The 12,707-nt window shown below is 65.1% G+C and carries 14 protein-coding genes and 1 pseudogene; 6 read left to right on the top strand and 9 right to left on the bottom strand.

Going from position 1 to position 12,707, the window contains the following annotated elements; all coding sequences use genetic code 11:
* Window positions 1–114: 114 nt before the first annotated feature.
* The 5 genes and pseudogenes from A5651_RS25950 to A5651_RS09200 form a co-directional block, all read right to left on the bottom strand.
* A complete protein-coding gene (locus A5651_RS25950) occupies window positions 115–588 on the bottom strand; it encodes a zinc finger domain-containing protein (RefSeq protein ID WP_231988638.1) in 474 nt (157 codons plus the stop codon).
* 207 nt (window positions 589–795) lie between these two features.
* A pseudogene (locus A5651_RS25955) lies at window positions 796–1,038 on the bottom strand (DNA-formamidopyrimidine glycosylase family protein); the annotation flags it as partial.
* 5 nt (window positions 1,039–1,043) lie between these two features.
* On the bottom strand, window positions 1,044–1,427 hold the full coding sequence (locus A5651_RS09190; protein ID WP_066978583.1) for a phage holin family protein: 384 nt from the start codon (window positions 1,425–1,427) through the stop codon (window positions 1,044–1,046).
* Between the two features lie 5 nt (window positions 1,428–1,432).
* Window positions 1,433–2,176 carry a precorrin-6A synthase (deacetylating) gene (gene cobF / locus A5651_RS09195; RefSeq protein ID WP_066978586.1) on the bottom strand — a complete coding sequence of 248 codons (744 nt, stop codon included), beginning with the start codon at window positions 2,174–2,176 and terminating at the stop codon, window positions 1,433–1,435.
* Between the two features lie 15 nt (window positions 2,177–2,191).
* Entirely contained in the window at window positions 2,192–3,253 is a 1,062-nt protein-coding gene (locus A5651_RS09200; RefSeq protein WP_066978589.1) for a YihY/virulence factor BrkB family protein, read from the bottom strand.
* A 124-nt stretch (window positions 3,254–3,377) separates the two neighbouring features.
* Here A5651_RS09200 and A5651_RS09205 point away from each other — a divergent pair, with 124 nt between their 5' ends.
* Both A5651_RS09205 and A5651_RS09210 read left to right on the top strand, forming a co-directional pair.
* Entirely contained in the window at window positions 3,378–4,283 is a 906-nt protein-coding gene (locus tag A5651_RS09205; RefSeq protein ID WP_066978592.1) for a diiron oxygenase, read from the top strand.
* Window positions 4,280–5,059, top strand: a complete 780-nt coding sequence (locus tag A5651_RS09210; protein WP_066978596.1) for a DUF4873 domain-containing protein — start codon at window positions 4,280–4,282, stop codon at window positions 5,057–5,059. Before A5651_RS09205 ends, A5651_RS09210 begins: the two co-directional genes overlap by 4 nt.
* Here the strand turns inward: A5651_RS09210 and A5651_RS09215 are convergent.
* The gene (locus A5651_RS09215; protein ID WP_066978600.1) at window positions 5,017–6,204 is read right to left on the bottom strand and encodes an MFS transporter; all 1,188 of its coding nucleotides are present in this window, start codon (window positions 6,202–6,204) and stop codon (window positions 5,017–5,019) included. The two genes, A5651_RS09210 and A5651_RS09215, sit on opposite strands and share 43 nt — an antisense overlap.
* A gap of 22 nt (window positions 6,205–6,226) precedes the next feature.
* On the bottom strand, window positions 6,227–6,493 hold the full coding sequence (locus tag A5651_RS09220; protein WP_066978603.1) for a DUF4235 domain-containing protein: 267 nt from the start codon (window positions 6,491–6,493) through the stop codon (window positions 6,227–6,229).
* 75 nt (window positions 6,494–6,568) lie between these two features.
* Here A5651_RS09220 and A5651_RS09225 point away from each other — a divergent pair, with 75 nt between their 5' ends.
* The 4 genes from A5651_RS09225 (at window position 6,569) to A5651_RS09240 (ending at window position 11,186) form a co-directional block, all read left to right on the top strand.
* Window positions 6,569–7,435: a TIGR03619 family F420-dependent LLM class oxidoreductase gene (locus A5651_RS09225; protein ID WP_066978606.1), complete on the top strand. Its 867-nt coding sequence runs from the start codon at window positions 6,569–6,571 to the stop codon at window positions 7,433–7,435.
* 80 nt (window positions 7,436–7,515) lie between these two features.
* Window positions 7,516–8,541, top strand: coding sequence for a chemotaxis protein CheB (locus A5651_RS09230; protein ID WP_066978609.1), 1,026 nt, complete (start codon window positions 7,516–7,518; stop codon window positions 8,539–8,541).
* Window positions 8,531–9,289 carry an STAS domain-containing protein gene (locus A5651_RS09235; RefSeq protein WP_231988629.1) on the top strand — a complete coding sequence of 253 codons (759 nt, stop codon included), beginning with the start codon at window positions 8,531–8,533 and terminating at the stop codon, window positions 9,287–9,289. The genes A5651_RS09230 and A5651_RS09235 overlap by 11 nt, the downstream gene beginning before the upstream one ends.
* A gap of 100 nt (window positions 9,290–9,389) precedes the next feature.
* Window positions 9,390–11,186, top strand: a complete 1,797-nt coding sequence (locus A5651_RS09240) for a CheR family methyltransferase (RefSeq protein WP_066978612.1) — start codon at window positions 9,390–9,392, stop codon at window positions 11,184–11,186.
* 7 nt (window positions 11,187–11,193) lie between these two features.
* Here A5651_RS09240 and A5651_RS25960 read toward each other — a convergent pair whose 3' ends face one another.
* Window positions 11,194–11,610 (bottom strand): hypothetical protein, encoded by a 417-nt coding sequence (locus A5651_RS25960; RefSeq protein WP_066978615.1) that lies wholly within the window; start codon window positions 11,608–11,610, stop codon window positions 11,194–11,196.
* A gap of 16 nt (window positions 11,611–11,626) precedes the next feature.
* Window positions 11,627–12,610 (bottom strand): AraC family transcriptional regulator, encoded by a 984-nt coding sequence (locus A5651_RS09250; protein WP_066978619.1) that lies wholly within the window; start codon window positions 12,608–12,610, stop codon window positions 11,627–11,629.
* Window positions 12,611–12,707 lie beyond the last annotated feature (97 nt).

Consider the following 12,707-nt stretch of genomic DNA (forward strand, 5'->3'; position numbering starts at 1 on the left):
CCGATTCGAATGGCGCGCCGATGATCGTGACGCCGACGCGGGTTTTCTGTGCTATGGCTGCGGGTTGCCCAATCGAGTCCGCGTTAAGCGCCTTTCTCAGAATTACACAAGCCACTACTTGAGCAGCCGCGACATCCGCCGGTCCGCGAGCACCTTGCCGCCGGTCTGGCAGGTCGGGCAGTACTGAAAGGACTTGTCGGCGAACGAGACTTCGCGCACCGTGTCGCCGCACACCGGGCACGGCAGCCCGGTGCGGGCATGCACGCGCAGCCCGGATCGCTTCTCCCCCTTCAGCGTCGCGGCCTGCTGGCCGACCGACCGCGACACCGCGTCGGTGAGCACCGAGATCATCGCGTCGTGCAGCGACGCGAGCTGTGCCTCGGTCAGCTTGCCCGCGGTCGCGAAGGGCGACAGCTTGGCGACGTGCAAAATCTCGTCGCTGTAGGCGTTGCCGATACCGGCGATCACCTTCTGGTCGGTGATGACGGTTTTGATGCGGCCGTTCTGCCCTGCCAGCGCGTCGGCCAGCCCTTCGAGGCTGAGCGACAGCGCGTCGGGGCCCAACGAGGCGATCTGCGGAATCGACATCGGATCGCGGACCAGCCACACCGCGAGGCGTTTCTGGGTGCCGGCCTCGGTGAGGTCGAACCCCGGAGCCGCAGCGGCGGCGACATCAGACCCCGGAGCCGCAGCGGCGGCGACATCAGACCCCGCGCCCTCCCCTGCCGTGCCCAGATGAACCCGCATCGCGATCGGCCCTTTGCCGGGCTTCAGCGGCGCCGCGGCGAGCTTGTCCGACCAGCGCAACCAGCCCGCCCGCGACAGATGGGTGATCAGATGCAGGCCGCCGGCCTCCAACCCCAGGTACTTGCCCCACCGGTTGGCGCCCTCCACTTGCTGACCATGCAGTGCCGTCGTCGGCGGATCGAACGTCTTGAGCACCGACAGCGCCGCGACGTCGACGCGGCCGACGGTCAGTCCGACGGCGTGCCGGCGCAGATGATCGGCGAGCGCTTCGACCTCGGGAAGTTCGGGCATGGTATTCAGTCTGCCCGCACGACGAGTGACAGCAGCCAGCTGACGACCGACAGGACGATCGCCGCCCAGATCGCCGTCCACCAGAAGTCCGCGATGTAGAGGCCCCAGTGCGTGGTGTGCTCGGTGATCCGCGAGGTGATCCACAGCATCAGCGCGTTGACCACGATGTGGAACAAGCCGAGCGTCAGGATGTAGAGCGGAATCGAGATGACCGCCACGATCGGCTTGATGATCGCGTTGACCAACCCGAAGATGACCGCGACGACAAGGATGATTCCCACCCGTTGCAGGGTGGTGTCGCCGCCGACGAACTCGACCCCCGACACGACGAGCGTGACGATCCACAACGCCAGCCCCGTCAGCGCCGCCCGCAGCAGAAAAGCCACCATGGCGCTCAGTCTGCCGCGCGCAGCAGATAGGTGTCCATGATCCAGCCGTGCCGAGCGCGCGCCTCGGCGCGCATCGTCTCGATTCGATCCCCGACATCGCCGACGGTGCCCGACGCCAGCATCTCGTCGGGAGTGCCGAGGTAGGCGCCCCACCAGATGCGAGTCTGCGGTGGGCAGTTCTGGAAAGCGCAGTCGCCGTCGAGCATGATCACCGCGCTGCCCGCCAAGCCGTCTGCCGTCAGCCGCCGACCGGTCGTGATCAGCACGGGTTCGCCAATGTCGTTGAGCGGTATGCGATGTCGGGCCGTCAATGCCTGGATCGCGGTGATCCCCGGGATGACGTCGTAGACGATCTCCACTCGCGATGCCACCGCATCGAGGATTCGCAACGTGCTGTCGTACAGCGACGGGTCGCCCCACGCCAGGAAGGCGCCGACGCCATCGGGCGGCAGTTCTCGTTCGATCGCATCGGCCCACACCGCTGCGCGCGCTGCATGCCAATCGGCGACGGCCTGTCGATATTCGGTGTCGGTGGCCCGCGGCGGGTCGGTCAGTTCGACGAACCGGTATCCGGGATCGGTGATGAACCGCTCGCAGATCAGCCGTCGCAGTGCGACCAGGTCGCTTTTGTGCGGCCCCTTGTCCATCGCGAAGAACACCTGGGTGTCGTTGAGCGCGCGGACGGCCTGCGCGGTCACGTAATCGGGATCGCCTGCACCGATACCGATGACGTGGATCCGACGAGTCACGCCCGTGAGTATGCGCTACTCGTCAGCCCCCCTGCTGAGGCGGAGTTCCTCGGCGCGCTTGATGTCCTTCTCCTCTGCTTCTTCGCTCTTGTCGAGGCCGCGGGTGTCACGCGGCGGCAGCTGAAGGTCCCGCTCGGCACGCAAACCGGCCTGCAGTTCGCGACCGCGTTCCAATTCTGCGTCCAACTCGGCGCCGAACAGCAACGCCAGGTTGGTCAGCCACAGCCAGAGCAGGAACACGATCACCCCGCCCAGAGCGCCGTAGGTCCTGTTGTAGCTGCTGAAGTTCGCGACGTAGAGGCCGAACAGCACCGACGCCACCAGCCAGACGACGATCGCGAAGCCGGCGCCGACACTGATCCATCGGAACCTCGGCTGCTGCACATTCGGCGTCGCGTAGTAGAGCACGGCCACGGCCAACACGACGAAACCCAGCATCACCGGCCACTTCACGATGCTCCACGTCGTCACGGCCATCGGCCCCGCGCCGATCGCGTCGCCGACCGCCTTGGCGACCGGACCGCTGACCGCCAACATCACCGCCGTCGCGGCGGCCAGCACGAGACCGCCCAATGTGAGCACCAGCTGCAACGGCCGCAGCTTCCACACCGGGCGGCCTTCCTCGATCTCGTAAATGCGGTTCATCGCGCGCCCGAACGCACCGATGTAGCCCGACGCCGACCAGAGCGCACCCAACAGGCCGGTCACCAAGGCGACACCGGCCGTCGGTGATTGCACCAACTGCTCGACGGGTTGCCGCAGAAGATCCATTGCGTCGCTGGGAACGATGCTGGATGCGGTATCGAGCACCGTGTCGATCGTTTGTCGTCCATTGCCGAAAACGCCGAGCAGCGAGACTAATACGAGCAGAGCGGGAAACAGGGACAGCACCGCGTAATAGGTGAGCGCTGCAGCCAGATCCGTGCACTGATCGTTTTGAAACTCGCGGAAGGTTTTCCGAAGCACGAAGCGCAGCGACGGCTTGGTGAGATCGGTCGGCGACTCGGGCTTGCGGGGGTCGTCGGGGTCGGGTGGCTGGCTCTGTTCGGTTTGGTCTCGGGTCTTGTCGAGGGCCATGCCGTCCGTTACCCGGCGACGACGAGGTCAAACCCGCCCACGAAGTATCCGGTACCGCGGGTATTGACATCTTTCCGCCGCCATCCTTACCGTTGAGGCACAGCACCTATAGAGGGAGACGCGGATGACCGCCTCGATGAGGCAGCAGCCAGCACGTCAGCAGTTCGCCGGCCGTCTACTCAACGGCTCGGTGAAGAAGTCCTATGCGCCCGTCGTCGACATCGACTGGGATACTCCGCTGGACCCGGACAAGTTCTTCCTGCCGCCGCGATGCGTCTCGTTGTACGGCACCCCGATGTGGGACGAGATGACCCGCGAACAGCAGATCGAGCTGTCGCGACAGGAACTCGTCAACACGCTGTCGGCGGGCATCTGGTTCGAGAACATTCTCAACCAGGCGCTGCTGCGCAAGATCATGCATCAAGACCCGACATCACGTGCGGTCCATTACGAACTGACCGAGATGGGCGACGAGACCCGTCACATGGTGATGTTCGGCAAGGCGATCGAGCGCGTCGGCGCCAAACCGGTATGGCCACGCTGGTGGCACCGGGTCATCATCAACGCGTTGCCGTTGGGGTTCAAGGGCTCGGTGCTCTGGGGTGCCGCGCTGATCGGTGAGGAGATCTTCGATTCGCTTCAACGCCAGATGATGGACGACGACGAGCTGCAGCCGATGGTGCAGCGGCTCATGCGGATTCACGTGACCGAAGAAGCGCGCCACATTCAGTTCGCCCGCGACGGCCTGCGCAAGCGGACGCCGACCATGGGTCGGTTCACCCGGCTATGGGTGTCCAACCTCAGCGGGATCGGCGGCTACTTGTTTCGGTATCTGTTCACCAGCAAGATTCCGTATCGTCGGGTCGGACTCGACGCCGACCGCGCGCAACACCTCGCGCGCACCAGCCCGCATCGCCATGAGGTCCACGTGAGCGGCTTCGCCCCGCTGGCCGCGTTCCTTGAAGAGGTTGGGCTGATGGGGCCGATCTCTCGCCGGATGTGGCGGCGTAGCGGCTTTCTGCCGCAATGACCGACGACATTGTCGACGTTGCAGTCGTCGGGCTCGACCGCGCCCGAACCCGGCTGCGCGAGGCGGGCATCGTCGGCATCGCGGACGTGGGCGGTTGCGACCTCAGCGCCTCGTCGTTCGATGAGGCGACGCACGCCTGGACACTGTCGTCCGGCCGCGCCCGAATCATCGTCACCGACCAAATACGTTCTGGCCGTGAGCAGCTCGCGCCCTACCTCGGCGTGGCGACCCACGGTGTGCCCAACTACTTCATGGTCACCGGTACCGGCGACCTCGCCGACGCACAGATCGATTACATCGCCGAGTGCCTTGAGGTGATGCAACGCACGGGCAGCACCCGCATCGAGGTGCTGTTCAGCACCCAACGCATGTTTGTACGCCGCGGAGCCGCCGAAGCCGACAGAGCCGACGCCGCGTACTGGCGCCGGATGGCAGAACTGGCGCCGAGCTCGTTCGACCTCAGCGCACACATCGGTGTGGTCGACGACATCTATGACGGCGCAGCCACGCTTCATGCCGGGGGCGCCGCACTGCAGGCACGGGTGCGACTGTCGGGACACGTCGACCCTATCGACGGCCGATACCACTGGCAGGGAACGGTTTTCGCCGAACTACCCGAAGCGGTGCAGTCCCCGGCGGGAACACTGACGGTCGAGGACCGAAGCGCCGAATGCCGAATCACCGAACGCACCCAGCAGGGCTGGATCTCGGTGGCCGGTGTCGGCACGCCGCCCTATGAGCTGGATGGCGTCGAGGCCGTCGTACCGCTTCGGTAGCGCAGCGCAGCACCCAGCAGCACGAAGGCGAAGGCCGCGCCGACAACCCCGGACACCAGCAACGGCAGTCGGCCGTCCACACCCCACAGCAGGCCGGCCCACAATCCCGCGATCAACACGGCGAAGCCGCTACCGCCCTGAAACACGCCCTGTGCGCTGCCCTGCAGGTCGGAGCCGACCAGCGACGAAATCCACGCCTTGCCAACACCATCCGTGCACCCTGTGAAGAGCCCGTAAACCCCGATCAATAGCCAGGCGGTCACGGTGTCGGTGGTCAGCCCCAAGCCGACATAGCCGACGGCGAAGAACACCAGCCCGATGCCGAAGACCGCCGGTCGCGGCAACCGGTCAGCCAGCAGTCCGGCCGGATAACTCGACACCGCATACACCAGGTTGTAGCCGACGTAAGCCAGGATCACCTCGACGATCGAGAAGCCAATCTCGTTGAGCCGCAACAGCAGCAGCGCATCCGGAAAGTTGACGACGCCGAAGGCGATCAGCAGCGCCGTCACCCGCCAGTAGCGCTGAGGCAGGTCTCGGATGTGGGCAAAGATCGCCTTCCGCTGCGCGGGCAGCACACGCCGCGTCTCGCGCGCCAGAAAGACCAAAGCCACGCTGAGCACCCCAGGGACGACGGCGACCCACAACAGCGGCGCGATCTGATGATCGAGCAGTTCATAACCCGCCAGGCCGAGCAGTGGACCGACCACGGCACCGAAAGTGTCCATGGCACGGTGGAATCCGAACACCTGCCCACGAGCGCCGGCGTCGATGCCGTCGACCAACAGCGCGTCGCGCGGCGCGCCGCGCAGCCCCTTGCCCAGACGGTCGACCACTCGCCCGGCCAGCACCCCCGGCCATGCGGTGGCCGCCGCGACGATCACCTTGCCCAGCGCGGCCATGCCGTAACCGGTGGCGATCAGCGGGCGCCGCGCATACCGGTCACCGCACGGGCCGGCCGCAAGCTTGGTCAGCGACGCGGCCCCTTCCGCGGCACCCTCGATGGCCCCGACGACCGCAGCAGGCGCGCCCAGCACCGAGGTCAGATAAATCGGCAGCAGCGGATAGAGCAGCTCGCTGGCGGTGTCCTGCAGGAACGAAACAGCCGACAACACCCGCACATTGCGGGTCAGCCAGGTGCGCACCTGCTACATCGTCCCCGACGCGCTAGCTGAGGTCTTCGTCGGTCAGTGCCGCAAAACCCTTCGCTTGGCCACGGGCTAACGCAGCCCGCACCAGCCCGACAATGACGCCCTGCACTGCGGCGGCGATGAACACCTCCCGCGTCGAGCGACTCAGGTCTTTCGGATCCGGTTCCTCGTCCTCCGGGTTCACTCGCTGCCAGATCTCGGTGAAGATCTTGCCCGCGACCAGGCCGCCCAGCACGCTCATGACGACCGAGAGGGGCTGGTACAACGATTTCGACGCGCTCATGGCCACCGTCGTTCCCGCCTGGCTCGCGGCCGAAACACGCTGGCGTCAATTAGAACACGTTCTAGTATTCACACCGTGCGGTTCACCTACGCCGAAGCGATGACCGATCCTTCGTTCTACGTGCCCCTGGCCAAGGCGGCCGAGGCCGCCGGGTACCACGCGATGGCGATCGCCGACAGCATCGCCTACCCCTTCGAGTCGGATTCGAAGTATCCCTACACGCCTGACGGCAACAGGGAATTCCTCGACGGCAAGGCGTTTGTCGAGGCGTTCGTGCTTGCCGGGGCGCTGTGCGCGGTGACCACCACGATGAGGTTCAACTTCTTCGTGCTGAAGCTACCGATCCGTCCGCCCGCGCTGGTGGCCAAACAGGCCGGGTCGCTGGCGGCGGTCTTCGGCAATCGCCTCGGCCTCGGTGTTGGCACCAGCCCATGGCCGGAGGACTACGAGCTGCTGGGCGTCCCGTTCTCCAAGCGCGGCAAGCGGATGGACGAATGCATCGAGATCATCAGAGGCCTGACCTCGGGTGACTATTTCGAGTTCCACGGCGAGTTCTACGATATCCCCAAAACCAGGATGACGCCCGCCCCGAACGAGCCGATCCCGATCCTCATCGGCGGGCACGCCGAAGCCGCGCTGCGCCGCGCGGCCCGCTGCGACGGCTGGATGCACGGCGGCAGCGGCCGCAAGGAACTCGACCGTCTGATCAACCGGCTCAACGAGATTCGCCAAGAAGAAGGCCGGACCGGACCGTTCGAAATCCACGTCATGTCCGCCGATGCCTACACGCCCGACGGCATCAAGCGGCTCGAAGACAAGGGCGTCACCGATGCCATTGTCGGCTTGCGCAACCCCTACATCATGGGCACCGACACCGAGCCGCTCGAGACCAAGATCCGCCATCTCGAGACCTTCGCGGAGAAGGTGATCGCGAGAGTGTGAAAGCCAGGGTGTGAAAGCCAGAGTGTGAAAACCGGGCGCAGTGAAGGTTGCGCTAGCGTGGCCTGGGTATTCACCTCGCAATGGCGACTACCGATGAAGACATCGACGGCGGCGCACTCAAGGGGGTAGTGGCGGTCGGCGCATCCGCAGGCGGCGTGGAGGCGTTGACGAACCTCGTCGGAAATCTACCGACGGATCTTCCATACGCCGCGCTCGTCGCCCTCCACATGCCTCCGGGGGCGCCGAGTGTGCTGGCCAAGATCATCGACCGCGCCGGCCCGCTCCCCGCAGTCGCAGCAGAAGACGGAATGACGCTGGAAGCCGGACACATCTACGTAGCCGTGCCCGATCGTCACCTCCTCGTTCACGACGACCGGGTGGCGCTGTCCGAGGGTCCGACAGAAAACGGCCACCGCCCCGCGATCAACGCGTTGTTTCGGTCGGTTGCGCTGAACTTTGGGCCACGCGGGCTCGGGGTCCTGTTATCGGGCGTGCTCGACGACGGGGTGCGGGGCGCCGCGGATATCAAGGCAAGGGGCGGCACCACGGTCGTGCAAACCCCCGACGACGCCCTGTTCCCCGCGATGCCCATCAACGCGTTGCGGGCGGGTGTTGTGGACCACCAGGCCCCTGCGGTCGACATCGGGCCGCTGCTCAAGGACTTATCCCAACGAGTTATCGAGGACCGGGATATGGAGCCCGACACCACAATGGAATTGGAGAACCGTATCGCTATGGCGCGCCGGTTCTCCCCGCAATTCACAGCCGATGAGCTGGGTCCGCCGTCGGGTTATACCTGCCCGGACTGCAACGGATCACTGACGATAATCAGCGATCAGAACTACCGCTGCCGGGTGGGGCATGCCTGGACGGCTGATGCGCTGTTGAGCGCCAGAGACGACGAGATCGACACTGCGCTGTGGACAGCGGTTCGCAGCCTGCGGGAAAAAGCCGATCTGTCCAGGAGGCTGGCTCACGACGTCGGCCCCGGTGAACTGGCCAGCCGCTACGTTGCCCTGGCAGAGGAAGCGGAGAACGCGGTAGCCCTGTTGGGTGAGCGGTTGGCGGAAAACTCGCCTGCTGAGGGAGAACGTGGTGCCAGCTGAGCAGGCCTGCTCGCTGATGGTCAGCACTCATTCATATCGGGGTGCGTCCGTCCTCGCGGCGTGCGGCACCCTGGACAGCGCCACCTATCGCACACTGCGTGACACGATCATCAAGGCAGCACTCGACGAACCGATGGCCGTCATTGTCGACGTCGACGATCTGGCTGTTCCTGCGGGATCCGCGTGGGCCGTTTTCACCAGCGCGCGCTGGCATGTCGACCGCTGGCCGGAAATCCCGATCATTGTCGTCTGTAGCCATGCCATGGGCCGCGCGGCGATCGCAAGGAACGGCATCACTCGGTACGTACCGGTCTACGCCTCGGTCGATGACGCGATGGCGGCCCTCGGCAGTTACTCGCGGCGGCATCGGCGGCGCGCCCGAGCCGCCCTGCCCCAGGGCCCCGAAAGCCTGCGCCGATCGCGGGAATTGGTGGAGTGCTGGCTGACGGCATGGTCCAAGGCTGAGCTCGTGGCCGTGTCGAAGATCATCGTGACCACGCTCGTCGAAAACGTGCTGCAGCATACGGACGGCCCCCCGAGCCTCCGGCTGGAATCAAAGGATGACACCGTGGTGATCGCGGTCGAAGACGGCTGTCGGACGCCGCCGGCGCTGCGAGAGACGCGGTTGGCGGCCGACATGCCGACGGGCCTGAGAATCGTCGGCTTACTGACCCGGCTCTGGGGAACCTTGCCCACCCCGTCCGGCAAAACGATATGGGCGGTCATAGGTCCGGAGAATCGGCTGTAAGCACGAGTATGTTTCGGTTGGGGCGCCTCACAGGAAGCGCCGGGACGGACCTAGATTGGACGGGCAAACGGACGAGGCGTTCGAGGCGTTACTGCGGTATATGCGCGACTCTCGTGGCTTCGACTTCACCGGATACAAGCGCACGTCGCTGATGCGCCGGGTTCGACACCGGATGGACGGCGCCGGCTATGACTCCTACGAGCGATACCTCGACGTGTTGCAGGTAAGTTCCGACGAGTTCTCGGCCTTGTTCAACACGATCCTGATCAACGTCACCGCCTTCTTCCGCGATCCGCCAGCCTGGGATTACGTCCGTGACGAAGTCGTTCCAGCGATGCTTGCCGAGCGCGGACCAGGCGACCCGATTCGAGTGTGGAGCGCCGGCTGCGCATCGGGTCAGGAGGCGTACACGCTGGCGATGATCCTGGCGGAGGCGATGGGAGTCGACGACTTCCGCCAGCGGGTGAAAATCTATGCCACCGATGTCGACGAAGACGCTCTGACCGAGGCGCGGGCGGCCGCATACGACGCCAAGGCCGTCGACTCCGTACCGCCGGGATTGCTCGAGCGCTATTTCGAACACGTCAACGGGCGCTACGTTTTTCGGAAGGATCTGCGCCGGGTGGTGATCTTCGGGCGCAACGACTTGGTGAAGGACGCGCCGATCTCGAGGGTGGACCTCGTGGTCTGCCGCAACACGTTGATGTACCTCAACGCCGAGACCCAGCGAAACGTCCTCGGGCGCTTACATTTTGCTCTTGCGCCCCAAGGGACGCTTTTCCTGGGGCATGCCGAGATGCTGCTGAGCCACGCCGACCGCTTCGCGCCGTTGAACCTCAAGCACAGGATCTTCCGCAAAGCAGCGGGTTCACACCGCGGCATCGATCGGTACGAAAACGGGACCGTCATGTACGAAAGACACGGGGATCTCCCGGGACTGTCCCCGATTCGCGAGCTCGCCTTCAGGGCGAGCCCGGTCGCGCAGATCGTCGTGACCGGCGAGGACACCGTCGCGATGATCAACCAGCAGGCCGAGGCGACCTTCGGGCTGTCGGCGCGCGACATCGGCCGGCTGCTGCGGGACCTGGAGCTGTCGTACCGACCGGTCGAGCTGCGCGCCTACCTGGAACAAGCGAAGGTCGAACGACGATCGGCAAGAATCCCGGATGTCCAATGGCAGCGACCCGGCTCCGAGACGGTCTGGTTCGAGATTCACATCAATCCGCTCATCGACGCCGAGAATGGCCTGCTGGGCACCTCGATCGTCTTTTTCGACGTGACAGCGACCAGGGCACTGCTGGACAAGGTTGTCCAGACGAACCGTCAGCTGGAGGCCGCTTACGAAGAACTGCAGTCGACCAACGAAGAGCTCGAAACGACCAACGAAGAACTGCAGTCGACGGTGGAGGAGCTGGAAACCACCAACGAAGAACTGCAGTCCACCAACGAAGAGCTCGAAACGATGAACGAGGAACTCCAGTCCACCAATGACGAGCTGCACACGATCAACGACACGCTTCGTGAGCGCAGCGGGGAGCTCGAGCACGCCAGATCGTTCGTCGATTCGCTGGTGAATTCGATTCGGCTGGGCATGACGGTGGTGGACCGCGAAATGCGCATCGTGGCGTGGAACCGCGGATGTGAGGAGCTCTGGGGCTTACGCAGTGACGAGATCACCGGCGCACCGCTGCAATCGCTGGACATCGGATTGCCGATCGAGGCCATCAAGCCGCTGATCGGCAAGGCATTCGTCGACCCCTACGGCACCGAGGAGGCGACGGTCGATGCCGTCAACAGGCGGGGAAAAGCCATCCGGGTATGTGTCACGTGCAGTGCGTTTCGTTCTCCGGAAGAATCCATCGACGGCGCGCTGCTGCTGATGGAGGTAGACGGCTAGGTTTTGCTCAGCCGTGCTCACGGTCCCAGTCCTGTTGGTGTTGCCGGTCTAGGTCCTCGGCTGCGTAATCGATTTGGGCTGCGTTCTCGTGCCGAAACGCCTCGTCCCTGTGATGTTCGGCGGCATCTTGATGGGCTTCCCCCGCGCCGTCTCCGGCGAGGATGGCCGCCTGCTCGTGTGCCGCCGCCGCTCGAAGGTGAGCGCGGCCGGCCGCCACGTGCTGCTGCGCGGCGGCGTGATGGGCGCGCCTGGCGCGTTGCAGCGACTCGCGAGCGCGTCTCTGCGCACGGGCGACAGCGTCGGTACTCGTAGGAACACCACGTTCCAGTTCTTCACGCCGCACCCGCAGCTCGTCGGCGCGTGCACGCGCCGCCTCGGCACGCGAAGCCGCGGAGTCGTCCTGCGAACTCGGTGGGGTGCTCATATCACCTCGCTCGTCGTCAGCTCCGCAGCGTTTCGTGGGGACTGCACCCGTAGGTTTCGCGGTACAACACGGCGAATCGACCTGTGTGCATGAACCCCCACCGCGCGGCGATGGCGGTGACAGTGGTGTGCAGCCTGTCGGACCGGATCAGGTCTTGGTGGGCGCGGTGCAGCCGCACGCCTCGCAGGTATTGCAACGGCGTGTTGGCTAGGTGTTTGCGGAACATGTACTGCACGGCCCGCGGAGTGAGGTGAACGGCGTCGGCGATATCCGCCAACCCAATGTCGTTCTCGACATTGGACTCCATGTACTCGATTGCGCGCCCCAGCAGCACCGGTCTGCTGTCCGAGTGGTTGTAGGGTGATTCCTCGGTCGCACGGGCCGGAAATGCCGCCAGAGTCACCGCTGCGAGCAACCGGCTGGCGTGGCCGATGACCAACGGCGTAGCCAGAGCGTCGTCTGCCAGCACATTGTTCTTCACGTAGTTGACTGTCGATATCCACAATTGAGCCGCAGCCGCGTTGACGGGCCGGAAGTCGTCGAACCGTACCGACGGCATGCCATGGCACGGCGGAACGCCGGTCATGGCGCTGGTGACCACCGCCGGATCCATCACAAGCGCGGTGGCGGACAGGTCCTCGGCATGCGCGTAGTGCGGCAGATCCGGTTGCGACACCATGGTGAGCTCGCCGCTCGACGCCTCGCCCTTGATGCCGTCGCAGTTCCCTTCGAGCCGACCGTCGTTGACCCACGTGGCAACGACGCTGCCCAGCGGATCCGGAGAGAACTCGGCATCTCCGGGCAAGCGGATGTCGTCGATCGCGAAGGTGCCGACGTCGACCCGTTCGTGGATCATCCGTTCCTCAGGCTCGCGCGCACGGTTCTCCTGCAGACGCAGAAGTGCGCCGTAGGTGCGTTCCAGAACCGCGCGGATCTCAGCCGCATCCGATTCTTCTGTCCGTGTTCGCTCTGGCGGGTGCATCGCGGTGCGTGCCGTCATTATGCGTAACTCACCTGCTTAAGGCGGTTATCGACGAGGCTTCCTGGTTGAGCCCCCCGGCACCTCTCAGAGTACCCAGCAGCGAGCACATTTATCA

The sequence above is a fragment of the Mycobacterium sp. 1274761.0 genome, from assembly GCF_001668615.1.
GTDB lineage: Bacteria > Actinomycetota > Actinomycetes > Mycobacteriales > Mycobacteriaceae > Mycobacterium.